The 25,511-nt window shown below is 44.6% G+C and carries 23 protein-coding genes; 12 read left to right on the forward strand and 11 right to left on the reverse strand.

What is annotated here, in order from left to right:
* The first annotated feature begins 40 nt into the window (after window positions 1–40).
* Entirely contained in the window at window positions 41–739 is a 699-nt protein-coding gene (locus VHA02S_RS17640; RefSeq protein ID WP_038898922.1) for a DUF1223 domain-containing protein, read from the forward strand.
* 5 nt (window positions 740–744) lie between these two features.
* Here VHA02S_RS17640 and VHA02S_RS17645 read toward each other — a convergent pair whose 3' ends face one another.
* From VHA02S_RS17645 to VHA02S_RS17665, 5 genes are all read right to left on the reverse strand, one after another.
* On the reverse strand, window positions 745–1,650 hold the full coding sequence (locus VHA02S_RS17645; protein ID WP_038898980.1) for a homocysteine S-methyltransferase family protein: 906 nt from the start codon (window positions 1,648–1,650) through the stop codon (window positions 745–747).
* Between the two features lie 194 nt (window positions 1,651–1,844).
* The gene (locus tag VHA02S_RS17650) at window positions 1,845–2,402 is read right to left on the reverse strand and encodes a PhnA domain-containing protein (RefSeq protein ID WP_005451748.1); all 558 of its coding nucleotides are present in this window, start codon (window positions 2,400–2,402) and stop codon (window positions 1,845–1,847) included.
* A gap of 268 nt (window positions 2,403–2,670) precedes the next feature.
* Window positions 2,671–2,880 (reverse strand): YgdI/YgdR family lipoprotein, encoded by a 210-nt coding sequence (locus tag VHA02S_RS17655; protein WP_005451749.1) that lies wholly within the window; start codon window positions 2,878–2,880, stop codon window positions 2,671–2,673.
* 135 nt (window positions 2,881–3,015) lie between these two features.
* Complete coding sequence (locus VHA02S_RS17660; RefSeq protein WP_038898923.1) at window positions 3,016–5,460, reverse strand: VolA/Pla-1 family phospholipase; 2,445 nt, start codon at window positions 5,458–5,460, stop codon at window positions 3,016–3,018.
* Window positions 5,461–5,482: 22 nt separating this feature from the next.
* Complete coding sequence (locus tag VHA02S_RS17665) at window positions 5,483–6,733, reverse strand: outer membrane protein transport protein (RefSeq protein WP_005451753.1); 1,251 nt, start codon at window positions 6,731–6,733, stop codon at window positions 5,483–5,485.
* 358 nt (window positions 6,734–7,091) lie between these two features.
* On the opposite strand from VHA02S_RS17665, the gene VHA02S_RS17670 reads away from it, so the two are divergent.
* Window positions 7,092–8,174 (forward strand): site-2 protease family protein, encoded by a 1,083-nt coding sequence (locus VHA02S_RS17670; RefSeq protein ID WP_009701822.1) that lies wholly within the window; start codon window positions 7,092–7,094, stop codon window positions 8,172–8,174.
* Between the two features lie 133 nt (window positions 8,175–8,307).
* On the opposite strand, the gene VHA02S_RS17675 is transcribed toward VHA02S_RS17670, so the two are convergent.
* Complete coding sequence (locus VHA02S_RS17675; protein ID WP_038898924.1) at window positions 8,308–9,093, reverse strand: M48 family metallopeptidase; 786 nt, start codon at window positions 9,091–9,093, stop codon at window positions 8,308–8,310.
* 227 nt (window positions 9,094–9,320) lie between these two features.
* Between VHA02S_RS17675 and VHA02S_RS17680 the strand changes: the two genes are divergently transcribed.
* The 5 genes from VHA02S_RS17680 (at window position 9,321) to cutA (ending at window position 12,368) form a co-directional block, all read left to right on the forward strand.
* Window positions 9,321–9,755, forward strand: a complete 435-nt coding sequence (locus tag VHA02S_RS17680) for a hotdog fold thioesterase (RefSeq protein ID WP_009701824.1) — start codon at window positions 9,321–9,323, stop codon at window positions 9,753–9,755.
* Between the two features lie 16 nt (window positions 9,756–9,771).
* Complete coding sequence (locus VHA02S_RS17685) at window positions 9,772–10,005, forward strand: DUF3389 domain-containing protein (RefSeq protein ID WP_009701825.1); 234 nt, start codon at window positions 9,772–9,774, stop codon at window positions 10,003–10,005.
* A gap of 79 nt (window positions 10,006–10,084) precedes the next feature.
* Entirely contained in the window at window positions 10,085–11,791 is a 1,707-nt protein-coding gene (locus tag VHA02S_RS17690; protein WP_038898926.1) for an SgrR family transcriptional regulator, read from the forward strand.
* Window positions 11,775–12,026 carry a hypothetical protein gene (locus VHA02S_RS17695; protein WP_005451762.1) on the forward strand — a complete coding sequence of 84 codons (252 nt, stop codon included), beginning with the start codon at window positions 11,775–11,777 and terminating at the stop codon, window positions 12,024–12,026. The genes VHA02S_RS17690 and VHA02S_RS17695 overlap by 17 nt, the downstream gene beginning before the upstream one ends.
* Window positions 12,027–12,035: 9 nt before the next feature.
* Window positions 12,036–12,368 (forward strand): divalent-cation tolerance protein CutA, encoded by a 333-nt coding sequence (cutA, locus tag VHA02S_RS17700; protein ID WP_017189039.1) that lies wholly within the window; start codon window positions 12,036–12,038, stop codon window positions 12,366–12,368.
* Here the strand turns inward: cutA and VHA02S_RS17705 are convergent.
* Entirely contained in the window at window positions 12,330–12,926 is a 597-nt protein-coding gene (locus tag VHA02S_RS17705) for a DUF2238 domain-containing protein (RefSeq protein ID WP_038898927.1), read from the reverse strand. The genes cutA and VHA02S_RS17705 overlap by 39 nt on opposite strands.
* A 222-nt stretch (window positions 12,927–13,148) precedes the next feature.
* On the opposite strand from VHA02S_RS17705, the gene VHA02S_RS17710 reads away from it, so the two are divergent.
* Together VHA02S_RS17710 and VHA02S_RS17715 are read left to right on the forward strand one after the other, a co-directional pair.
* Window positions 13,149–13,988 (forward strand): isopenicillin N synthase family dioxygenase, encoded by an 840-nt coding sequence (locus VHA02S_RS17710; RefSeq protein ID WP_005451765.1) that lies wholly within the window; start codon window positions 13,149–13,151, stop codon window positions 13,986–13,988.
* A 113-nt stretch (window positions 13,989–14,101) separates the two neighbouring features.
* Window positions 14,102–14,722: a DNA-J related domain-containing protein gene (locus VHA02S_RS17715; RefSeq protein WP_005451766.1), complete on the forward strand. Its 621-nt coding sequence runs from the start codon at window positions 14,102–14,104 to the stop codon at window positions 14,720–14,722.
* 103 nt (window positions 14,723–14,825) lie between these two features.
* Here VHA02S_RS17715 and VHA02S_RS17720 read toward each other — a convergent pair whose 3' ends face one another.
* The 4 genes from VHA02S_RS17720 to tesA all read right to left on the reverse strand — a co-directional run bounded on the left by VHA02S_RS17720 (window position 14,826) and on the right by tesA (window position 20,568).
* A complete protein-coding gene (locus tag VHA02S_RS17720; RefSeq protein ID WP_038898928.1) occupies window positions 14,826–16,481 on the reverse strand; it encodes an ABC-ATPase domain-containing protein in 1,656 nt (551 codons plus the stop codon).
* 72 nt (window positions 16,482–16,553) lie between these two features.
* Window positions 16,554–18,464 carry a bifunctional diguanylate cyclase/phosphodiesterase gene (locus VHA02S_RS17725; RefSeq protein WP_009696688.1) on the reverse strand — a complete coding sequence of 637 codons (1,911 nt, stop codon included), beginning with the start codon at window positions 18,462–18,464 and terminating at the stop codon, window positions 16,554–16,556.
* A gap of 218 nt (window positions 18,465–18,682) precedes the next feature.
* Window positions 18,683–19,882 carry an enoyl-ACP reductase FabV gene (gene fabV, locus VHA02S_RS17730; RefSeq protein ID WP_038898929.1) on the reverse strand — a complete coding sequence of 400 codons (1,200 nt, stop codon included), beginning with the start codon at window positions 19,880–19,882 and terminating at the stop codon, window positions 18,683–18,685.
* Between the two features lie 83 nt (window positions 19,883–19,965).
* Window positions 19,966–20,568, reverse strand: coding sequence for a multifunctional acyl-CoA thioesterase I/protease I/lysophospholipase L1 (tesA, locus tag VHA02S_RS17735; RefSeq protein WP_038898930.1), 603 nt, complete (start codon window positions 20,566–20,568; stop codon window positions 19,966–19,968).
* Between tesA and VHA02S_RS17740 the strand changes: the two genes are divergently transcribed.
* The 3 genes from VHA02S_RS17740 (at window position 20,567) to VHA02S_RS17750 (ending at window position 25,503) form a co-directional block, all read left to right on the forward strand.
* Complete coding sequence (locus VHA02S_RS17740) at window positions 20,567–21,268, forward strand: ABC transporter ATP-binding protein (RefSeq protein WP_038898931.1); 702 nt, start codon at window positions 20,567–20,569, stop codon at window positions 21,266–21,268. The genes tesA and VHA02S_RS17740 overlap by 2 nt on opposite strands.
* Window positions 21,259–23,715, forward strand: a complete 2,457-nt coding sequence (locus VHA02S_RS17745) for an ABC transporter permease (RefSeq protein ID WP_038898932.1) — start codon at window positions 21,259–21,261, stop codon at window positions 23,713–23,715. The genes VHA02S_RS17740 and VHA02S_RS17745 overlap by 10 nt, the downstream gene beginning before the upstream one ends.
* A 354-nt stretch (window positions 23,716–24,069) precedes the next feature.
* Window positions 24,070–25,503 (forward strand): FAD-dependent oxidoreductase, encoded by a 1,434-nt coding sequence (locus tag VHA02S_RS17750; protein WP_038898933.1) that lies wholly within the window; start codon window positions 24,070–24,072, stop codon window positions 25,501–25,503.
* Window positions 25,504–25,511: the final 8 nt, after the last annotated feature.

The raw sequence follows: 25,511 nt of genomic DNA on the forward strand, positions 1-25,511 counted from the left end.
TCGTACGGTCATAGTCAGTATCAAAGAAAAGGAGCTGCCTATGATTAACGCGATTGCACTTGCTGCTATTACCAGTCTTTCTGCATCACAAAGTTGGGTTCATGAAGGACAGCCCGCACAAGTGATAGAGCTATTTACTTCAGAAGGCTGTTCAAGTTGCCCACCTGCAGACAAATACCTTTCTACGTTTCAATCCAGCCCTGATTTGTGGGAAAAGTACATTCCTGTCGCATACCACGTTGATTATTGGGACTATCTTGGTTGGAAAGACAAATTTGCAAAGCCTGAATTCTCTCAGCTGCAACGTTTGTATCGCGCTTATGGCGCGGTAGGGAGTGTCTATACTCCAGCATTTGTCGTTGATAGGGAAGAATGGCGCGGCTTTTTTAATTGGCGCAAGCGCGTATTACCCAGCAACGACAACGTAAAAGCCCAATCATTGACACTAGAGCGCTCTGGCAACCAATTCTCTTTACGGTTTGAAGAGAAAGGCTCGTATGATGCAACGATTGTGTTTCTCTCAAGTAATGAAACCACACCAGTTAAGCGCGGTGAAAACCGAGGGAAAGTACTAGAACATAATTTCGTTGCATTGGAGAAACAACAAGGGCGCTCAAAGAGTGGAGAGTGGACGTTTAAGCTCAATCAGCCCATCAACAACATTGATGCTGTTGCGGCGTGGGTGACTGAGCCAGGGACTTTTAATCGTGTGCAGACTGTCGCGGGTGAGATTCGATAAATGAACTAAAGGGATGCCTTCCAATCCGAAAGCGCTTTGATGTGTTCTGGTCCAATACCGCAGCACCCACCTATAATGGTTGCCCCGCACCGATGCCATTTTTGTGCAAAAGTTAAGTACTCTTTTGGTGAGAGTTCTCGCATCGCTTGTAATGCGCTGTTGGCTTCGTGATTAGATTTGATTGCGGTGAAGTTGTTCGCGTAAACCCCAATTTCAATATCTAGCTTGTGTTGGTCTAAAACTGCTTTGGTATCACTGACCGCTTTTGCCATTACTTCAGGTACCGAGCAGTTAAAGTAAACGCTGATGGTATTGGTGTTGTCAGCACTTTGTGCAATATGCTCAATGGCTTGGATAACGGTTTCTCCAGAGCGCAACAACGCGGTTTCCAATGAGTCATCACTTAAAGAAAAGGCATACGCAGTAGGTTTGGTGCTGCTTGTGAAGACTCTTTGTAAACACTTTAGCTCCTCTAAACTGCATATGGTCTCCGCTAGCCAAAGGTCTACATAATCTTCTTGAGCTTCAAACAAAGTCTTGGAAATGATTTCACCTAATTTGGGTTCGAACAGATCTGGTCGATAACTACCAAACGCTGGTGGCATACAACCAGCTACTAGAACGCGTTCCGGTGACTTATCTACACATTCACGAGCAATTTGGGCTGCAAAGCGTGCTAGTTCACTACCTTGTTGTTCGTAAAGTTCTTGTCCCAGATGGAATGGTACACAAGCATAGCTGTTGGTAATGATGATCTCTGCGCCAGCGTGGATAAAGTTGTTATGCGCTTGGTAAACGAATTCTGGCGATTCAATCAGTGTTTGTGCGCTCCAAAGTGGTTGAGAGAATGGGGCTCCCATGCGTTTCAGCTCTCTTCCCATACCGCCGTCAAGGATGGTTAACTTTTTCATACTACAGTCCATCTTAATTCTTCCTTGTTGAACCTTAAATGAAAATGGCTATGAGCGAAAGTGACGAGCGGAAAAGGATAGGTCGTGTAGGTGGGTAGTAAGTAGTGAGCTAGATAAGACAAAAGGTGCAGGACTGCAGAAACGAAAACGGGGTTCCAACTGGAACCCCGTTCAATTCGAAAGTAATGTTGGGATTACTTCTTACGGCAGTACTCAGCGATCACGTACATTGACTGACCACCGTTTGCCTTACCTGAAACAAGTTTAGGATCATCACCAAGGCTGATACCGCGAATAACAGTACCTTGTTTGATTACTTGGTTTGTACCTTTAACTGGTAGGTCTTTGATTACTGTTACATCGTCACCTTTCTTAAGTTCAGTGCCGTTGCAGTCAACAGTTTTATCGTCAGCAGACATACCTTTCATTGCCCAGTTCATTTGCTCTTCTTCCATGTACATCATGTCAAGAGCATCTTGAGCCCAGCTTTCTGTGTTTAGGCGAGTAAGTTGGCGCCATGCAGTTACTTGTACTGCAGGAACCTGACTCCACATGCTGTCGTTCAAGCAGCGCCAGTGGTTAATGTCTTTAGGGTCTTCGATCTCACCATGACACTTATCACAAACCATGATAGCAGTATCAACCGTTACGTTGCCGTGTGGTGGCACAGCGTAAGCAGTTAGTTGAGTTTCAGAAGAACACAGTTCACATTTTGACTCGCAGCGAGCAAGCAGAGTAGCTTCGATAGACATAAGGACTCACCTTAGTAATGTTTTTTGGTGGCGGTATTATCCACTTTATCCTGAGAAATAAAAGGGTGTTAGAGAATTAAAGGCGAGATTTTACAATATTCCAACCTGAAAGGAGTGAAGATGTAAAATATTGGCTAAACAAATAATATCTAGAATATAAATAAGGGTGTTGATTGTTTTGAATGATGAATCAGTTGCATTGATGAATGTTATCGATGGTAGGGAGATTGATTGAAAATGCCCCCTGACTTGACAGGAGGCAAAGGATCTAACGTTCGATAATTTGTACGATTTGGTCTTGTGAGATACTCATTTCTTTGCCATCCACGTCTTCATACTCGTACATGCCAGTATCTTCATTGAGATCTGGTTTGCCATACGAGGTGATGATTTTCCCTTCATTCGTTGACATAAGATATTGGCTGCTGCCGCAAGCGGCAAGAAGTAGTGCAGTGGCAATCACGGTCAATACGCGCATAGAGTTTTCCTTTTCAAACAAGTGAGTTAGACAAAGACATCGTTTTAACTATAGCAGAGGAAACTATGAGTGGGTCTGAAAGGCATAGAAACAAAAAAGCCCAGTAGAAACTGGGCTTTGAGGGGATGTACAAGATTATTTTAGTACTGTCGCATTACTTACTTTGCTTAGTGCATCATCCACTACAAAATCAGCATTCTCAGCCTGCATTTCTGCGTGGTGAGGAAGGTCTGCCAACGTACCTGCCGGAGAGGCAAACGTGCTGTGTGATGCCGTTGCGTTAAATTGGACGAAGCTTGCTGTTGCATTCACAGCAGTGTCTGAGCTGTTAACCGTTTTCAAGCCTAGCTTCTTCGCAAGTGGCTCGGTACCTGCAAATGGCGCATTAGGTACGTTGTTTGGAACGGTTGCATCACCATCTACTTCTGTCATGAAGAATGGTGTTGATAACGAACCAGTCTTCATAAGATCAGCAGCATTTGTGAACGGGTCAACGGTATCAAGTGTTGTTTGCGCAGCATAGATAAAGCTAGAGAAACCAGCGTTTAATTGAGCCAGAGCTTCAGGGCTTGCGCCTTTCTCAAACGTTTCGTAACACACTTTATCGCTAAGTTCTGCACAAGATGCATCTGCATAACTCGCATAGTCTGCGGACGCCGCGTACGCTAGGTTATGTTTGATTTGCGGACCAAAGTTGGAAGAACCAAGCAGTAAGTTACCGATTTGACCACCAGAGTTTTGGATAGATGCACTACTGAAGTTGTACAACGCATCTGCTGATACTGAGCCCAGAGAGTTGTTTGCTGCTGCAACGACTGACGTACCAACGATGCCTCCTAATGAGTGACCAAGCATCTTAACTTTTGAGCCAGTTGCTGGGTTAAACCCTTTAAGTGGGCTATTCGCAAGAAGACCCGCTTGAGCAGAAACCACAAGACTTGCGCGAAGACCTAATACGTCAAGGACACTTTGGCGAAGGTTATCACGCGCTACTGCCAAGTTAGACAAGTTCAAATATGCTAACACGTTTGAATTTGCAGAACGTTGGTCATCCAAGCTACGAGTGCCATGAATTGGTAAGTCGATAGCGATCACCGCTACGCCAGCTTTAACCATGTTAAAGGCAAAAGCGTAAGCATTTTCTTTTGCTGAAGTAATACCATGTTGATAAATCACAACGTTGGTCGGCGTGCCAGTTTCTGGAGTGAACAACAGGAACTCGACATCTTCTAGAGACTTAACCGCTGGCACTGGTGAGTATCGAGTGATCACTCGGTCACTATCCAATGGAGTGCCGTCAGATAGTTTTAGATTGGCGCCAACAAGCTTTAGCTGCTCAGTAGGATCAGTAGCGAGCTTGCTCACATCAACAGGGTCATTTGCAAATTCACCACTAGACAACTGCTGAATTATGCCTGCTTGTTCATCTTTGTTTGATAAGGCGGCTTGCAGTTTCACAAGGCTTGGCATTGCTGAAACCATTGGCTGCATGTTCCAGTCAGCACCTTTCTCTAGATAGTAAGGTAGTCTCACCACACCCTGAGTTACGTTGACTGAAACACCGGCATTCGCGTAAAGCCCTTTTATTGCGGTCTTTGTTGAGTCTAAGTCACTGATGTATTTGTTGAAGTCTTCATCTGCGTCTAACGCAGTAATGAAGTCTTGAGTCGCACCCAATGACATCGTGTATGCAGTCGCAAGGTCGACCGAACCTGGGTTAGTGTCATTCTTGTAAACCGTGTTGAGCGTGTTTGCACCGGTAGCAAAACCGGTTGCGGTTACGCCTTTCACTGCTGCAAGTGTGTCACCTACCGACTGTGTGCTAAACCATGACGAGTAGATGATGTCTGAAGGTACAACGTTTAGTAAGCCAGATTGAGTAGCAAGACCAAAGATTCCTTCAACCGCCGTTGTTGCAGCTTGTAGAGAAGCAAGATCACCAGATTCGTATACGACTTCTTTCGATTTTGCCGTTGCGTAACTACCGGATGTACCGATTGCGTCACCATTTACATCTTTTACTGCTTGAGTCACTGCAAAAATGTATTCGCTTGATTCATCGAATGAGTCTGCGAATTGGATGTAAAGACTCTTACCACTTGATACGACTTGGAAGTCTGCATCAGCAGTTGCGCCATCTTGGATCTTTAAAACTTTTTCGATTGGGTTTGTCTTACCATCCCAATCGGTGATGCGTTGATTTAGCTTAATAACGCTAATACCCGACGTTACTAAACCATCAGCGAAGCCTGCACCGTTGAAATTCAGAACGATTGGCATTGATGTTGACCAACCATCCATGGTGTTCATGGCGGCGCGAGGGTTGGTTAGCGCATCATCACCACCAGTCGGCAGACCGAGCGTGCCATCTGTTTTATCCATTAGCAAGTAAGAAGGCGCTGGTACATCAGCATTCGAACCTTGAACCGTGAAACTAACCGACGTGTTACGATCAAGTAGTGCCTGAACCGCAGGTTCAAACGTTGCGGTATCTGAAGTGCCTGAGCTAGAAGTGTCGTCACCACAACCTGCAAGTAGGATTGCAGAACAAAGCAGTGATAATTTAAACGTATGTTTCATTGGTTTACTCCGTTAATCCTGATTATTTGAAGGTGTAGTTCATCTGTACAGCACTGATGTAAGCCGTACCTTCTGAATCAAATGTGATCTCTTGATCTGCTGCGTTTGTTTCAGTGAACGAGCCAGACTTACTCTTAACAAAGGCAAAACCAGCATCGAAGCTTAAGTTTTCTTGCATTACATAAGTCACACCCGCGCTGTACCAGAAACGGTCGCTATCAGGAATACTCAACGTCGCTTTACCCGCTTGTTCGTCAAATGCGATACCAGCGCGTAATGTCCATTGATTGTTCAGAGTATATGTACCACCGAAAGAGTAGCGGTTATTGTCTTCGTATTTCTCAGGTTTAAAGAAACATTGACCAGCGGTGCCGTCGTTACATTGTGGGCTCGTCGCTTTTAGTTCTTTAAATGTGCTCCAATCTGTTTGCTGCCAACCGTAGTGGATAGCCCACTTGTCGTTTAGTTGGTGGAATGCAGATAGTTCGATGATAGAAGGAAGCGAAATTTGTAGTCGACCATCGACTTTTGGTGCCGTTGCGATGCCAGAGTCATAGCTACTGAACTCACCATTGTCGAAGTCTAAATCCACTTTAGAGCGATAGCCGAAACCAAAGCGGTTATTTTCGTTGTACTCATATAGCGCACCGATGTTCCAGCCCCAGGCAAACGTATCGCCTTCCATACCTATTAGGTTGTCAGACTTTTTACTACCAGGACCAAATAGGGGAGCTAGGGCACCTTTATGACGAGTCAATTCCGCTTGCGCGTAGACAAGGTTAATACCACCACCAACACTGAATTGTTCATTGATGCGGTAAGCAATGTTAGGGTTGATATTTACAGACAGCAAAGAAGTATCGCCTGCCATATCACCGGCAGAGATATCATTCGGGTAGTCAGTGGCAACACCGTAGGTTGTGAACATACCAAGACCCCAAGCCCATTGATCGTTAATAGGGCTAATGTAGTAGCCAGCAGGAACGATTTGCAGCGGAGCTACGTCTTTTGCATGTTCTTTATGGTAAGTGTCGTAGACGTTAACTTCAGGATCGACGATGGATAGCGCACCTGAAAACTGAGCTTCTTTAAAAAGTGTCATCGCAGCCGGGTTACGCGCTAAAACGCTTGCGTTATCCGCAACCGCGCCTTCACCTGAAAATGCTCTACCAAGACCAGATGCCGAGTGTTCAGCAACCTGAAAGCCCGCAGATTGGGCATTACACGCAAACAATATTGAAATTGTAAGCAGAGAGCAGTGCTTCTTGTTCATCCTTGACCCTCCTAGGGTGTCATTATGTTAGACCGAAGTCTTTGTATTTGTTGTATGCCTTTTACACCAGTTGCTGTCGGTTAGAATTACAACTGCAATGTAAATATAATGTTAATTGTATGTTTATTATCTTGTCAAAGATTAGACGTATATTGCGTTTTAAATTTGATGCATAGGTCAAACAGCAATTAATAAGGTCATGTATTATGGTGATATTTTTATAGCAAATGGTACGACCAGACTTGTTTTGTAAATCTTATGGTTAATCGCTAACCAAACACCTGTTGTTAACATGCTTTGCGTTCTATTCCATTACAGGCATAATTCCCACTTTGTGCTTATCGCATTGGAAATCGCGTTGGAATTACTACACATCGAATTTTTGGGGAAATCGCTTAGGCTGGAAGGTTCTATGGCGGGTTGGCAACAACTGTTTTGGGATAACACTTTGGTATCACAAATTGATGCTAGTGATGATGATTCCGGCAAGACGCAACATCAATTCAAACTTTCTTCTGGAGAGCAGGTATTGAACTGCCAACTGAGCTGTGAGTTAAATTGGCAACCTTTTGACTTCAAATATCAAGCTACGGTTAATGAGGCTCTTGTGGCTGAAGGAACTCGCAATGAAAAGGATATTGAGCAACAAGTTCCAGTTGAGCCGCCACCAACAGAAAAGCGCTTTAGCATCATTGGTCTTGTGTCGCTGGGAATGAAAGCGCTTAAGAGTGCGAAAGTGATTAAGGTTGCGTTAGCGTCTGCGAGTTTAGCTGCCTACTCATGGTTGTTCTCGATAGAGTTCGCGCTTGCGCTCGTTGCATGCCTGGTCTTTCACGAATACGGGCATATCCGTGCAATGAAATACTTCGGTATGAAAACGAAGGGGATATATCTCATTCCTTTTTTGGGCGGGTTGGCGCTGAGCGATGAAAAGATCAATACACGCTGGCAAGACGTTGTTATCTCGATCATGGGACCTTTCTTTGGATTGGTGTTGAGTATTGTATTTACAATTTTGTACTGGGTGACGGGAGAGATGATCTTTGCCGGTCTTGCGGTATTTAACGCCTTGTTAAACCTCTTTAACCTATTGCCGATTTTACCTCTAGACGGTGGACATGTACTGAAGAGTATTACTTTCTCCATGAACTCATGGATTGGTCTAGCCGGTAGCGTCGCGACTGCAGCATTGGGTATCTATATTAGCTACGCATTCGGTTTAACGTTGTTGGGGTTCTTGCTCATCATGGGGATGTTGGAAGTTGTGGTGGAGTGGCGCACAAGACACCATAGTCATTTGTTGCCTTTAACTCGATATGGGCAGCTTTTCTCTTTCGCTTGGTATCTAGTGTCCATTGGAGGCTTCATTGCTATCATTTGGTATTTTGCGGGTCTTGGCGACAGCCTGCTAAGCCTGCCGCTGCAAATCCTTGGTACGTAAAGGGCTAATGCGAATTAAATAAAAAGAAAGCTCCCGATGGAGCTTTCTTTTTGACTTCTATTTGCTCGTTTAACTCGTTTGAGAAAGCGAGCTAGAGAGTAGTAAGCTGCTTACACTAGATTGGCTAAGCAATTTAACCACATTTCGGTGCTTTTACGTTCGAAGTAGGCAGCGTTTTAATCGTCGCCTGCAAATCACGAATACGCGTGCTGTGTGATGGGTGAGTAGAGAAAAATTCTGGCGGTTGGGCGCCACCAGCCGCGCTCATATTTTTCCAAAGATCGACGCTTTGATTTGGATCGAAACCTGCTTTCGCCATGTACCCTAAACCCACAATATCTGCTTCGGACTCTTGCGTACGACCGTAAGGTAAAATTACCCCATATTGCACGCCAACACCAAGCGCTGCCATTGTCATTTGTTGGTATTGTTTATATTCAGATGCACCAATTGCGACATTGGCTAGAGACAATCCAGCATTTGCTAATTGGCTTTGAGACAGACGCTCATTACTGTGGTCAGCAAGTACGTGTGCAACCTCGTGACCAATTACGGTCGCTAGCTGATCTTGGTTCTTCGCTACTTTCAATAAGCCCGTGTATACACCAATCTTCCCTCCAGGAAGGGCGAAGGCGTTGACTTGGCCACTATCAAAAACCACCACTTCCCAATCTTTAAAGCCCGGCTGAGGAGGGATAGTGTCTGTGATTTGCTTCGCCACGCATTGAACATAAGCGTTGGTCTTTTTGTCTTTGCTAATCGGTATTTCTTTCTTCATTTGCTCGAAAGATTTGGCACCGAGAGAAGACATCTCTTGGTCGGAAAACATCAAGATTTGGTTTCGACCTGTCGGTGAAGCGCTACATGCTGTTAAGCCAGCAACGGTCATAAGAATTGAGGCTTTAATCCATGTTCTCATAATGGGGTCCATAAGTATTTTTTCTGTTTTGTACCAATAGTATAACGCTTAGTAAAGAAACTTTAAGCCATTCTCGCTTAACGACGTATCTCTAGGTTATTTGGGAATACATAAATCACATTATGTGATGCGTTGCGCCTTGAAGTAACGATGCATTCAGGTCTATGCTAGACGCACTTTTAAAGACTGAGCACCAGTGCAACACTGGATGAGATAAGAGCGAACAAATGAGTATCTGGAAAAAGCCAATCGACTTGGACATTCTTAACGCCACATCAAAAAACACCATGATGGAACACCTGCAAATCGTTTACACCGATTTTACTGATGATTCGCTATCAGCAACCATGCCTGTTTGCAGTTTTACACATCAGCCACTGGGTATGCTTCATGGTGGTGCGTCTGTCGTCTTGGCAGAGACTTTAGGCTCGCTCGCTGCAAACTTTTGTGTTGGAGAAGGCAGTTATTGCGTTGGATTAGATATTAACGCTAACCACGTCCGTGCAATGCGTAGCGGCTATGTCATTGGCACTGCAAAGCCCGTTCATCTCGGCGTCTCAACTCAGGTGTGGCAAATCGACATCGCTGATGAACGAGGTCGATTAGTTTGCACCAGCCGACTGACGATCGCCGTGAAACACCAAAAAGAAAAGTCACATTAACGAGTAGAAGACGAACATGGTTATTGAATTTTCTCTTGGTAAAATCATCGCAACGCAGCGAGAAGTCGTTATTAAACTCAATGGTAACGGCATGGTTACAATGCAAGCACAAGTCGATGCGATTCAGTTACTTGGTCGTGGTGCAAACGTTGTTTTGGCACATGGTGCAGAAACAAAATGGTCGATCAAACTCGATGATGAAGATCAATTACGCCAACTAGCGCAAGAAATTGGTATCGACATTCAATAATTTGCATGTCTAGGTTTGCACTTTTTGCAAAAAATGAGGAAACTTAGTTTATCGTTATGAAAACTAAAATTTCCTCTTTATGGGTAGCCCTCGTTTACGTGTTCAATTCGAAACACTGTTTGAAAAATTCTCTGGTAATAACACGGAAGTTCAACTCGAAGATATTACCGATGCACTTTTCTGTACTCGCCGAAACGCTCGAATCGTCCTCAATAAATTAGAGGAAGAAGGGTGGATTGAATGGCATCCTGCCGCTGGTCGAGGAAAGCTTTCTACACTCATTTTTAAACGTAATCGCAGTGATGTTAGCGAGAACCTCGCACGCCGTTATCTAGATGAAGGTAAAATTGGTCAAGCGTTGGAGGCGCTAGATAATGACGCCGCCAAGCTTACCCAAGTTATTCAAGGTTATCTTGGTCTCCAACATCGTCAAGGTGAGCAAGTTGTGCGTTTGCCGTACTACCGACCACTTGCGATGTTGAACCCTCAAAAGCCGATGCGCCGTTCTGAGCAGCATATCGCGCGTCAGGTATTCAGTGGATTAACTAGACTGGATGATAATGAACACCTCCAACCGGATTTGGCGCATTATTGGGAAGCGCTTTCAGACACTCATTGGCGTTTCTATTTACGTCGAGGTGTTCGTTTTCATAACGGTGAACTACTGACCACCGACTGTGTCATTGAGAGTATTAGTGCGTTAAGCGAGTTGAATCTTTTCTCTCATATTGAAAATGTAATGTCGCCAGAGCCTTGGACGGTGGATATTCATCTTGTTCGTCCAGATAAGTACTTACCACTTGCTCTGAGTGAATCCCAAGCAAAAGTACTCTTACCGAGCACGCTGCGTTCGGAAGAATTCGATAGAAAGCCAGTAGGGACTGGACCATTCCAAGTGAAAGTAAATGACGACAAGCGCTTAATTTTGACTGCGTTTGATGGCTACTTTGGGTTACGTCCTCTGTTAGACCAAGTAGAGGTGTGGGTGATCGATGAAGCCTATTCGTCAATGGTTTACCCAAGCTTGACCAAACCCCAAATGGATAAACAAGCCTCTACTGACGAGGTTGAGCTGGATCCCGGTTGCACCTTCTTACTACTGAATAAAAATACAGGTGTTGCAAAAGACCCACGTTGGGCTGAGTTTCTTAGTCAAACATTAAACAGTTACCAGGTGTATGCTCATGTACCTCAAGACAAAATCATAGAGCTGGGTGTGTTACAAGCCTTTGGTTTGAAGCCGGGCTGGATCGATCTGAGACCAAGTGCTGCGGGGGAAGTACCTCAGAAAGATAAAGTCATTTGCGTCGCTTACCAAAAGAAGCACCCAATGTTTCCTGTTATTGCTAAAGCGATCAAAACCTTGCTAAAGCCACATGGTGTTGAGGTTGAGTTCATCCGTTATGACACGCAACCACCGTCACCAGAAGAAGTGGATATTTGGATCAAAGCAATGGGGATCGCCACCAACCGTAACGATGCGCTCGCAGGATGGTTGTTAGATTACAGTGACATTGACAAATTCAGTGCTGGATATGATTTCTCTGGTTGGGCAGGGCTGGTGGATCAATGGCGTGCTGGTCAACACAGCGATTTCCCAGCTCGTGAGTTAGGTAGGCAACTTGTGAAGAGCTGCCAAGTGATCCCTATGTTCCATTGTTGGCTAGGCGTAAACAAAGACCATAGTGGTGCGCTACAAAACGCCAAATGCAATGCACTAGGGTGGTTCGATTTCAGCAACGTATGGGTAAAACCAAAAATAAAGAAAGATGGCGAAACCGAATAAGAAGCAACCGACTAAAACCGTCGAGATATATTGCGCCAAATGTAAAGCGCAGCTGTTCAAGTACCGCAAGGGCGGCAAAGGTGCCCTCGTTAAATGTTTTAAGGAACGTATTGTTGAAGACTTTACCAACACGCCTTGCATTTGCCCTGGTTGTGAACAAGAGTTTGCAAGAGACACCTTAGTAAGAGGAACGCCTGCTTACAAGATGATTGGTGGTAAGGTAACGATGAAGTAAGAGTAAGTTATGAGCGAACAACACGAATACTGTATGGTCTTGAGTACTTCTGGTACAGAGAAGAACCGGGACGAAATCATCAAAGGGCTACTGGAAGGGCAGTTAGCCGCTTGCATTCAGACGATGGCAATAGAGAGTCATTATGTGTGGAAAGGTGAAGTCTGCAGCGACAATGAATGGTTGTTGATCATCAAGACACGCAAAGATCTCTATGCATTAGTAGAAGATAAAATAAAAGACCTGCACGAGTATGAGGTCGCTCAAATCGTACAGGTCCCAATTGTCGAAGGTTTTAACCCGTATTTAGAATGGCTTCGCCAGTCGACGCTGAGTTGTCAGTAAAAGTAACGACACAATTGCTCCCATGGTGTCGCACAACATGTCTTTCTGGGCATCCCATATATCACCCTGTGAACCCAGAAAGGCAATACCCTCATCACCACCAGCTATTGCCGCATACCACCATTCAATGATTTCGTAACCAGCTGCGAGTGACATAATCGCAAACAACGCAAACCAAGATGCAAATCCGGAACTGATTCTTTTCTTGTTAATTAGATATTCAGCAATAGGATAGGCATACAAGCCGATAGAAAAGTGAGCGACGCGGTCAAAGTTATTACGCTCAGAGCCAATTAAGTTATTAAACCAATCAAATGGGACTTCTGCGAAGGTATATTTTGCGCCGACCGTATGAAGGCATAACCAAATAAACATCAGTACATAGGCTGTGTTACTAAACTGATAGCGAATAGACAGTGCCCAAATGGCAATAAGAATACCGATAGCTGGTACGATTTCCGCGAACCAAACTGCGCGTGAACTTGGCTCGAGTGCAGAATATAGAAAAACGATGGCGTAGAAAATGGTCAAACCCAACAGGGTAGAAGTGCTTTTCATACAGAAATTGATCCTTCAATTAAATACTGACTCTATGATTACACTTAATTGAACGGTGTGCAATTATTTAATTTAACAAGGAGATGATTACTTTTTATGTTGATATATTGCCAAACTGCTCAACAATAAAACGTTTGCGCGTAAACATTTCATTAAAGTTTGATTTACAACATACCCATCCATAGAATTCACCGTTCAGTCTAATAAAAAAGAAGTAAAGTCATGAAACTGGAAACTGTCGATTATCTTGCTGACGATGCTGCTCAACAGTTCGTCACCTCACTGCGCGAAACGGGTTTTGGTGTTCTTAAGAACCATCCAATTCCTCAAGAGCTGGTCGAATCTATTTACAAAAACTGGTACGAGTTTTTCTGCTCAGAGCAAAAGAACGATTTCCACTTCAATGTTGAAACACAAGACGGATATTTTCCACCATCAGTTTCTGAAGTTGCGAAAGGTCATTCAGTCAAAGACATCAAAGAGTACTTTCACGTGTACCCTTGGGGTCAGATGCCAGAACAGTTAAGAGAAGAGATTTTAGAGTACTACGAGCGCGCTAATGCATTCGCTCAAGAACTGCTTGGTTGGGTAGAAGAATACGCACCAAAAGACGTTCAAGAGAAATTCTCAATTGCGCTGTCAGAGATGATTAACAACAGCGATAAAACGCTACTTCGTGTTCTTCACTATCCACCAATGACGGGTGAAGAAGAGCCTGGCGCAATTCGTGCTGCCGCGCACGAAGACATTAACTTACTAACGGTTCTGCCAGCAGCAAACGAACCTGGTCTGCAAGTAATGAGCAAAGAAGGTGACTGGTTAGATGTGCCATGTGACTTCGGTAACTTGATCATTAACATCGGTGATATGCTGCAAGAGGCGTCTGGTGGCTACTTCCCGTCAACAACGCACCGCGTGATTAACCCAACCGGCGGTCGCCAAGAAAAGTCGCGTATTTCGCTTCCGCTTTTCTTGCACCCGAAACCAGATACGGTACTTTCAGAGCGTTACACTGCGCACAGCTACCTGATGGAACGTTTAAGAGAATTAGGCGTTATTTAAGTTAACGAGATCTTGCTTCAAAAGGCTGATGGTTTATGACTGTCAGCCTTTTTGTGTTTATGGTACAAATTGACTAGCTTTATATAACAGGTACTTAAACGGTTAGGGGATACATGGACGAACAACTCAATGTTTGCCAAAACAGTCAGCAATACATGGAAAACCCATTATTGTGGCCCATTTTAGACATCCTCAGAAAGCAGCCTTCAAATTGGAAGGTGCATACTTTAGCTCATGAGCTCAGCCAAAAGGGCTACATACAACAGTTAGATGAATCTCCGGATAAAGATCTTTTCAAGCGAAATTTCTTATTAATGAACGCGCTCTATCAATTGCAAGAAACGCTTTATCCCGATGGTTGGTTGCAAGTCGAAGCAATGAATATTGTGCTTATGTCCGCCATAGAAGCCTCTCGCCACAGCGTTGATACCAATGATCCTCTAAGAGAGTATTACCTTGATTGGAAGAACTACGAAGCGGACGAAGGCGAGGTGCGCCGACTACTTAATGACTTCTGGAGTCGATATCAACGTTACATCGGGGGAAATGTCTCTGATGACCTAGACCGAAGTAAAGCACTACATTTGTTTGAGCTAGATGCAGACGCAACCCGAACTGAGATTCGCCGACAATGGCGTAAGCTGGCATTACGTTGGCACCCAGACCGAGAGAACGGTAATGCAGATAGGTTTAGAGTGCTATGCAATGCTTGGAACGTACTTCGAAACGGATAATGAATTCATTTTAAGTTACATTGTCACGTATTGGGCGTCATGATTCGTACAAGATTAAAAAGGCAGCGTTTATCGCTGCCTTTTGTTAGCTGAGCGTTGGGTATTAACGAGAAGGTTTGAACTGAGACTTACGCATACGATTCAGCGCTGCCATTACGTCCAATGTACGAGGTTTCGCTAAGTCGCCTTGTTTAGGCAAGGTCGCGTACCATTCACCAGTAAGCATGTCTTCGATTTCTTTTGCAGGGTGGTTACACCAACCCGGAAGTTGAGCAATTTGGAACCACAACCAACCAATCGTGTTTACTTCATCCGCTGACTCAAGTTGCTCAAGCGCACTTAGATCTGCGAATTCTTTACCGAAGCGAAGAGAATCTTTGCCTTTTGCATTCACACGGAACTTGCCGTCTGTCAGGATGTTCATTAGCGCTACACGGTTTAACGCACGAGGGCGGAATGTTTGCAAGCTTTCTTCTGACTCGTTGTGACGCTGAGTCGGATGCTGTGCAATAACTTGCTTCGCTTTTTCTGTTACATCAACTGCTTGGTAATCGTGCATTTGGATAACGGTATCTGCAACGTCTAGGTAGTCACCTGAGCCACCCATAACGATGATGGTCGAGATTTCAAGCTCATCACGCAATTGTCCGATGCGATCTACTAAAGGCGTGATAGGCTCGTCGCCTTTGGCAACCAATGCCTGCATACGTTCATCACGAATCATAAAGTTAGTTGCTGACGTATCTTCATCAATAAGCAGTGAGCTAGCGCCGGCCTCGATAGATTCTTGCAACCAAGCAGCCTGAGAGGTTGAACCAGAAGCGTCTTGCGTAGAGAAATCTGCCGTATCTTTACCCATTGGTAAATGGTTGATGTAGTTAGATAAATTCAAGTGATGAACGCAGCGACCATCTTCTGCACGAATCTTCATCGCGTTCGCATCAGTGACGATGTATTCGCGACCATCACCAGGGATGTGATCGTAAATAGAGCGTTCAATTGCATTTAGCAACGTTGATTTACCATGGAAGCCACCACCAACAATCAATGTGATGCCTTTTGGAATACCCAAACCTGTTACGTAACCTTTGTTTGGCGCATGCAAAGTTACTTGAAGTGACTCTGGCGCTTTAAATTCAACCGCGTCTTTCATCGGCAAGTCACAGTTACCTGCAATACGCGGAAGGATGCTGCCATTCGCCACAAAAGCGACTATATTGTTTGCTTCAAGTTGCTCGCGCAGAGACGCTTGGTCTTCAACCACTTTACAGTGCTCAATCAATGCGTCTTTGTTCAGCTCGCGCTCTAATGTTGCGCGACGAATAAACTTCGGCAAGTAGAAAGTCAGAATGTTATTCGCTTTTTTGCCAAGAACAGAGCGACCTTCAGCTGGCAGGTTAACACGGAAGCGAAGCTCAATACCTTCTTCAGTGAAAAGTACTGCCGTATTGTCCAAAACGGTTTGACCGCTAAGTGAGATAGCTACGGTATTCTCTTGCTTTGCAAACTCATCAAAGCTACGCGCAATGAAGTCACGAGCTGCACGCTGGAATGCTGGAGATTCATCTTTTAGCCATTCGAGACCGGTCAAAGACCACGCGCGAGTTGCACGTAGGCGAGAAGCAGATGCGTACGGGTCACCTTGTACGTAGTCGATGTACAAGTCGAAATCACCGAAGTCGTATTGACCTTTGATTTGTTGGTATGCGCGGTAGTTCTGCTTTTCGATTTTCTTAAGCGTGGCAGTCAACTGATCCATGAAGATAATGGCCTTTTTATTGGAAGCGGGCGGCGATTATAGAAACCACCGCCAACAGAGTAAAGGAAATGCTTAGGAAGAATAGGTGTATTGGCCACCTAATAGGTTTTGATTAAACAAACTTTGTTCGAATTCATTACAAGGCATTGGCTTACCATACAAAAAACCTTGTCCGATATCGCAGCCTTCACCAATTAAAAACTGCTCTTGTTGGCTGGATTCAATACCTTCAATGACAACTTGGAGATCAAGCTTTTTAGCAATATGGATAATGGAACAAATAATGGCTCTGTCATCGTCGGATTTTTCCATCTGCTGAACAAAGCTTTTATCAATTTTAATCGCATCAAAAGGGTATTTCTTCAAGTAACTGAAAGAGGCATAGCCCGTCCCAAAGTCATCTAGTGACAGTGTAACTCCGAGCTTGTGTAGTTTATTCAACGTGTTACGTGCAACGACTTCATCTGCGATTAAAGCGCTCTCAGTCACTTCTAGCTCAAGGAAGTGTGCTGGTAGATGGAAGGTTTCAAGTAGATGTTCTATCTGTTCGGCAAAGTTAACGTTTTGTAATTGTATAGGCGAAACATTAACGGCAATTTTGAAGTTATCCACTAACTCAGACCATTGCTTGGCTTTGTCTATGGCTGTGCGTAAAACGAATGAACCCACCTCAAAGATCAAGCCGTTTTGCTCTGCCATATGAATTAGCGCTTCATTTGAGACATCACCTAAGACAGGATGACGCCAACGTAACAGCGCTTCTGCACCTATCCATTTGTGTGTGTGGGGAAGCACCTTAGGTTGGAAGTACAACATCAGGTCATCATTACGAACTGCCTGTAGAAGGTAGCTTTCTAGTTGATTGTGGTTGTTGAGATCTTGCGTATGACTTTCGCAGAAATAATTGTATGACTCGCCAGACTCTTTGCACAACAACATTGCATAGCAAGCATTTTGCAGCAGTTGCTTGGCATGGCTGTTTCGATGAGCTTGGACGACACCAATGTAAGAATGAAGATGCACTTCATTGTCATCGATATAAAAATTGCCAACGCTCACATGAGTAATTTCGTCAAGTAAATGTTGGACTTTCGGCTCGATATCTTCGCCTGAAACAATGAGCACAAGATCGTTGGAGCTTGGTCGCCCTGTGACAAAATAACTGGATTCACTGTGACCAAGACGAAAGCGAAACTCCTTCAACACTTCGTCGAAAGCTTCGAATCCGTATTTGGTTTGGATGCTACGGGCGTTACTGAATCCAATGTTAATCACGACCAAAGATTGCTCGTCATGGTTGATGGACTCAATGACTTCGTCTAGTTGTTCTTCTAAAGCAGCGCGGTTAAGAAAGCCAGTGCCTTGGTCGTGAGTTTGTTGATAGTTGACTTGTTTCTCGGCAGCTTTGCGTCTGTCGATCTCTTTCGTCAATGAATAACTGAGTTGCGCAAGGTCGGTAGTGCGCGTTTCGACTCTGTTTTTTAGTTCGCTATTTAGCCTTACTAATTTGTGTTGCTGGAATACAACCGCAAGTTGTGCCTCGATAGATTCTTTGAAAGAACTTAATAACTCACGGTAGGTGTCGCTGTATTGGTTCTCTTTAGTATCTAGCATACAGATGGTACCGAAGGTTTCACCGTTCGGCCAGTACAAAGGCAGCCCACAATAGGAGATCATACCAAGTTTGATATCCGGGTTGTCTTTCCATTCCTGGTCTTTGAGTGCATTCGAGACCAGGAGTTCGCGCTTGTGTTGAATGACATGTTCACAATACAGACCATGTCCAAGGGCTTCTTTGTCACCCACTTTATAGGGGTTATTTTCCGTTTCGCTAGAGGTATTGACTTCGATATGCTCTGGATGCACACGCATGATAAGCGTAGTGGGAACATCCGCAATGCGGGCTAACAAGTTGACGATGTTTTGCCAACTTCTCCGCATCGAATCGGGGATCTCATAATCCAAGGTTTGCAATGTGCCCATAAAGGTGATCCTTTCCCGTAAGTTCACGTCCTGTGAATGAAAGTCGTTGTAATTTTTATGTGAGCTTATTCTTGTTGTTGAGTAGTTATTTAACCATTCGTTTAGTTTAAGTATAGGGGCGGCAGAACCCGAAACAAAAAAAAGTCCTGAAAACCTTTCAGGACTTTGAAATACTTGGCACTATCTCAGTAGTGAGACGCTAGAATCCAAGTGCAAGCTTATGGCTTGAGCGCCTTGAGTGCTTTCATCGATATATCTTGAGAGTAATCGACGCCTTCAAAGTTGAAGCCATTTAGCTTCATAAATTCGTCTTTGAATCCAGCATAGTCACCCACTTGTTTGAAGTCATCTGCGTTCATTTGTGAAAGAAGTTCACTGACTTCTTTCTGAACTTGAGGATCTAACTCCAGATCATCGATTCGAATCAAACGTTCACCATCGACAGGTACTTTTTCTTGGTCGTACAACTTCGTCGTGAACAGACGTTGCATTTGCTCGATACAACGTTCGTGGGTGCCTTTTTCCTTCATCACACGATACAGAGCGAGTAGGTAAGGACTGAGAGCAGGAATAAACACACTCGCTTTTGTGACAAGCGCTTTACACACGGTCGCGTAAGCGCCACCACCAAAGTTTGCCATCTTTATGTTCAATGCATGACTGGTTTGGTGTAAATCGACTTTTGCACGACCTAGCGTGCCATCAAGATAAATTGGGTGTGTGACTTCGGGTCCCATGTAAGAGAAGGCGATCGTTTTGCAGCCTTTTGCCACCGATTCAGAGTTGATCAGCGTATCGATCCAGCTTTCCCAATCTTCTCCGCCCATCACCTTAATTGTTGCTTCAGCTTCTTCTTCTGATGCTGGAGCAAGAGTGGAGTCTATCCACTGATCGTTTTCCAGCATAATCGATGCACCAGTGACAGATTCACCAATAGGTTTGATGACACTGCGCCAAAACTCGTCAGATTCTGCCTTCGGACGAACACCAGTCGCCAAGCTGTAAATGACTAAATCTACTTCACCTTCAAAGTGAGTTTCGATAGCTTCGATTACTTGGTTGCGCACAGAATCAGAAAAAGCATCGCCCACGATGTTTACTGCTGTTCGACCGTGATGAGTCGCTTCTTCTTTAAAGTAAATGTTGTTGTACCAACCAGCAGTACCAACGCCCTTATCAGATGGTCCACGCTCGAATGAAACGCCGATCGTGTCAGCCTCAGCGCCGCCAAAGGTGAGGGCGATGCGAGCAGCCAATCCGAAACCGGAAGACGCACCGATGATCAAAACCCGTTTGGGACCATTTTGGATCTGCGGAGCTTGTTTTACGTAATTAATTTGCTCTTTGATGGAAGCACGGCACCCATACGGATGCGCCGATCGAGCTACAACACCTTGAATTAACGGTTCTATTTGCATTGTTATTATCTAACCTTGGTGAATAAGATGCCGAGTAGAGTAACGTAAAGTTTGGTAAAACTTATTGAGCTAGACCATCAAAATTAGAGATGTTTAACCAATTCTTGCGCAACGAAGTCTGCGATAAAAGGCTGAGCTTCTGGTTTTGGGTGCAGACCATCATCCATCATCCATTCAGGTTTAATGATGACGTGCTCTAAGAAGAAGGGCATCAGAGCCACTTTTTGGTGTTCAGCAAGCTTAGGGTAAATATCGTAGAACATATCGCTATAGCGCTTACCGTAGTTTGGTGGCACACGGATTTGCATCATCACAACATCCGCACCAGAATCTTTGATCATGGTAATCATTTTCGATAAGTTCGACGTAATAAGTTTAGGTGGGAATCCACGAAGACCATCGTTGGCACCGAGTTCAATAAGGACGACGTCAGGAGTGTGCTGCTCAAGGAGAGCTGGTAAACGCGCAAGACCATTACCTGTGGTGTCCCCTGAGATACTGCCATTTACAACTTTTACATCTTGACCATGTTCTAGTAACGCATCAGGAAGTAAGCTAGGCCAACTCTCTTCGATTGGCATTTGATAGCCAGCGCTTAGGCTGTCACCCAAAACAAGCAACTTTTCGTTCGCCTGCGTAGAAGCGGAAAGACAGAAAAAAAGAACTAAGGAAAGTATACGAATCATGCAAACACCTGTACTTAAAGCACCCATTGTTCAAGCTAATTTAGTTTCTAAACAAGTCTCTACTAATCAAGAACATTTAACAATCCTTAAAAATGTAAATGTCGACATTAGAAAGGGCGAGAAGATTGCCATTGTTGGTACCTCTGGCGCGGGCAAGTCTACATTGATGACACTGCTCGCTGGATTAGATACACCAACCTCAGGCGAAATCACCTTATTAGGGCATGAGCTTTCAAAGTTAGACGATGAAGCTCGTGCAAAAATTCGTGCGGACTCGTTGGGCTTCGTATTTCAAAGCTTTCTTCTAATTCCAAGTTTGAGCGCATTACGAAATGTCACGTTACCTTGTCTTCTACGTGGTGAAGCTGAAGATGATGCAAGAGCAAAAGCATTGCTGACAGCGGTTGGGCTGGAAAAGCGTCTCGACCACTTACCAAGTCAATTGTCGGGGGGAGAACAACAGCGTGTCGCTCTTGCACGGGCATTTATGACTCAGCCAGAACTGCTGTTTGCCGATGAACCAACGGGAAACCTCGACCATCAAACCGCCGAAAGAGTCATCGAGCTTCTGTTTGATTTGAATGAACAGCATGGCACAACGTTAGTACTGGTTACTCACGACAGTCATTTAGCCAGTCGTTGTGACCGTGTATATCGAATGGAAGCAGGCGAGTTGCAGGAGGAGGTGATATGTCCGTGATCTCTTCAAGTGAGCAAGACTCAACTCAGATGCCTAAGCAGGCTAAACAATCGCCAAACAAAAGCTTAGTACGTTGGAGTTTCGGTGAAATCCGTCAAGGAAATTTATGGCCGATCAGTGTTGCCTTAATTCTCGTGATTGCCAGTATCTTTGCGCTCTCGGCTCTGGCAGAAAGAATGGAGCAGGTGATCGTTAAGCAAGGTAAAGATGCGTTAACAGCAGATGCTGTTTTTGTGTCTGCTAATCCTATACCAAATACTTTGTTGGCTGCTACCGACGAGATGCCACGCTCTACCATGACACGATTCGCTACCATGGCATTCAGTGATACTGGCATGCAGCTTATCTCTGTTCGTGCCGTTGATGAGCAGTACCCTCTGATGGGTGAATTAGTCTTGGACAATAACTCAGCCGGCCACGTCAAAGAAAACCAGCTATGGCTTGATGAACGCATCATGGCGCAGCTTGATGTTAAAAAGGGTGACGCTGTCACCATTGGCGATGCGGACTTTATCGTTTCAGGTGCAGTTTTGATGGAACCAGGTTTGAGCTTTAACCCATTCCAACAAATGCCTTCAGCCTATATTCATCAAAGCGACGTTGAAAAAACAGGGGCAATCCAGTTGGGGAGCCGTGTTCAATATCGTTTGTTTTTAAAAGGCGACGATGCAACATTAACGCAATTGCAAGACAGTACTGAATTGTCACCAAGTGATCGCTGGAGAACGCAAGATACTGCAAGTCGAAGTAACGAAGTCTTCGAACGAACAACTCAATACCTGTCTTTGACGGTTGCTATTGTTATCATCATGGCGGCAACGACGTTGGTTTTGACTTGCCAAAGCTACGTGAACAGCCGAACGCAAACCATCGCAATGTTGAAAAGCTTGGGGGCGAGTCGCCGCTGGATTGAAAAGTGGCTTTTGATTCAAGTCACCATTTTGCTGCTTAGTGCCAGTATTGTTGGTCTGCTATTAGGTAGTGGTTTGGAGTATTTGTTGCGAATTCCCCTCAGGGATTTGTTGCCTAATCCACTGCCTAGTTACGGTGTCACTCCTATCTTGATTTCAGTTGTATCAGCGGTTCTTATTACTGTTCCAGCGCTTGGGATTCCCTTACTCGGATTAATCAAAACACCTGCTCTAGAAGTTCTTCAACAAGGTTCTAGCAAACGCTCTTGGAAACGCATGTGGCTTATCTTAGTGCCCGTCGTGCCTTTGCTTATCCTTTATGCAAACAACACTCTGGTTTGGATTGTACTTGCGGGCATTGCGATGTTATTTGTCGTGCTTGCGGCAACGAGCGTTGCGCTCACTAAGTTATTTGCTCGAGTTTCTACTCGACCAGCAATGAAGCTTGCACTCAGTCGAATCAATCGCACACCAGTTACCAGTGGTTTGCAGTTTGGCGCTTTATCGCTTTCTCTGATGTTACTTTCGATAATTTGGTTAGTACGTAGCGATATTCTTGCTGATTGGTCGAGAACACTTCCTGCGGACGCACCTAACGTATTTGCTTTGAATATCGCTGATTACGAACTAGACAGTTATCTAGAAACATTGGATAAAAACAACGTGACGCGGTCACAAGCTTTCCCAATCATTCGTGGCCGATTAGCAGAAATTAATGATGTAAGCGTTAAAGAGATTAAATCAGAGGGGCAAGGCTCAGATGCCGTGAGTCGTGAACTTAACCTCACTTGGGGGGAGACGCTTCCTGAGTACAACGATGTCATATCTGGTGAGTGGAAAAACAAAGCCAGTGTATCGGTAGAAGCACAGGTTGCAGATGAACTGGGTATCGAACTTGGTGACAAATTGCGGTTTGTTATTAACAGCCAAAACTTCGATGCCACTGTTGATAGCATTCGTCATGTTGAGTGGCGTGATATGAAGCCTAACTTCTATTTCATCTTTTCGTCTGACATGATGGCAAGCTTACCAGGCTCTTATTTGATCAGTTATCGTATCGACGATGATAACAATGCATTGTTGACGTCGATGTCACGTGCACATCCGACGGTCTCCGTACTCGATATTCGAACCATGGGTGACAAAATCCAAACACTTATCCAACAAATTGTATCGGCAATCACCATATTGGCATTGCTTGGTGTAGTGGCTGGTCTTTTGCTGATATTTACATTGCTTCGTTTGAGTTTGTCTCAACGCCAGCAGGAAATTCGACTCTATCGAACATTGGGGTCAAGTAAGAAGCGTATCAACACTACGCTATGGGCTGAATACGGCATTATGGCAATGGTGGCGAGTGGCGTTGCAGTGTTTGCAGCAGAGGTCTGTGTCGCTGCTGTGATGAAATATGGCTTTGAGCTTAATGCGCAGATCCACCCTGAATTGTGGATAGCTTTACCTTTCGCTACGTTTGTTGTTCTTGCTTTAGTGGTAATGAGCCTTTTGAAAAGATTGTTAACGCCAGTAAACACTTAATTAGCCTCCGTTTAACTACCGCGGATGCACTCCATGACAGTTTTATTTTAGTTATCCACAAAAACGGTGGATAACTTTTGGGATAACTGAGTCGTTAGTAAAGTGGGGTGTTTCCGCAGGCTTTATGCCATGGGTGTTAGCGTAAAAATATTATTCACACAGGGTCAAAAACACGCTTTCCTAACAACCTCGTCAAGCACTTTTTTCGGAAATTTTTTGCTCTCAAAAGTAACTTTTGACGTATACCGTTAACAAACGCAAACCCATGAACTTTTTGTGATTTTAATCATACTCAAACCCGAGTAGAATCGACACTAAGTAAAGATTTCTCCTTATAAAATTTTCAGTGAAGCAATGAAGTCTGAGTTTCCAAATCGTAAAGATAAACACATCGCTATCGTTGGTGGTGGCGTAGCAGGTTCAACTGCTGCGATTCACTTTGCCGAGTTAGGTTTTAAAGTGTCCGTAATCGAAAAAGGGGTATCGTTGGTGAATGGTCCCCCAATATGCCATTTGCATGCCGGCGGCAACTTGTATCGAGAGATTTCTGAACAACAATGTTTAGATCTTCTAAGCCAGTCTATTGAGACGATTCGCTTGTATCCCCATTCACTGAATATTCGTCCGACTATTATTGCTGTTCCGTATTCAGACGGTGGTGATCCAGAAACTTTGTTACCACGACTGGAAGTGATTAAACGTGCTTACCAAACGCTGGTTGCCCAAGACTCTCGAAACCAAGTTCTAGGTGAACCTGATGAGTACTACAAACTCTACTCGAAGGAAGCGTTACTACAACTTGCGAGCCAAGCTCAACCAGAACAGCCTCAAAGCATTGATGAATGGTGCATCCCATTTGCTCAGCATGCCGATCTAGATGAGCTTAAATACCCGGTTGTGGCGGTTCAAGAGTATGGTTGGAGCGTATTCCGTCTTGCTGCAATCGCGAACATGACTTTAGAGCAGATGCCAAACGTCGATGTAATTACACAAGCGGAATTGGTGGAGTCTCATTGGAATGGTTCTGCTTGGACTTTGGCTTATACAAAAGATGGCTCTGAACATGCGTTGAACTGCGACTTCTTAGTGAATGCGTGCGGTTTTGAAACCGGAGTCGTGGACGACAAGGTAGGTGTCCGGCGTGAACGTCTTGTTGAGTTTAAGGCAGCATACGTCACTCGTTGGAACGAATGTACTCAACAGTGGCCAGAGGTTATTTTCCATGGTCCTCGTGGTACTGATAAGGGCATGGCTCAATTAACACCTTATGGCGATGGTTATTTTCAACTACATGGGATGACCAAAGGTATTACGTTGTTTGACGATGGCTTAGTCGAAAGTTCACAGGCTTCTGCGCAGCCAGAACTACCGACAAGTTTGTTGTCGAAAATACGTCATGGTTGGCGTCAAGAGATACTTGATGAACGTACCGACAATGCGATAGCACACATGGCTCAGTTCATTCCAGATTATCACACGGCAGTAAGAGGTGGTAAGGCGTTATTTGGTGCTCAGCAGATCCCAGGGACAGATCCAGTACTGCGAGCCGCGGACGTCACGTTTGAAGAAAATAACTACGCGCGTATCGAAGTGGTTAAAGCGTCGTCTACATTACTCGCTGCGCAGAAAATGGCGCAATATTGGTTTGATATTGAACCTAGCGATAACGTCGAGCAGCAGCATCCTGTGACTGTCCATTGGACTGTTCAAGAAGTAGAGGATTGTGCGATCAAACTGACCTATGAGCGTGGTTATCCGCAAGCATTAGCAGAGCGCTACGGTATGTAACATCCGCG

This window comes from Vibrio harveyi NBRC 15634 = ATCC 14126 = KCTC 12724 (genome assembly GCF_001591145.1).
Taxonomy (GTDB): Bacteria; Pseudomonadota; Gammaproteobacteria; order Enterobacterales; family Vibrionaceae; genus Vibrio; species Vibrio harveyi.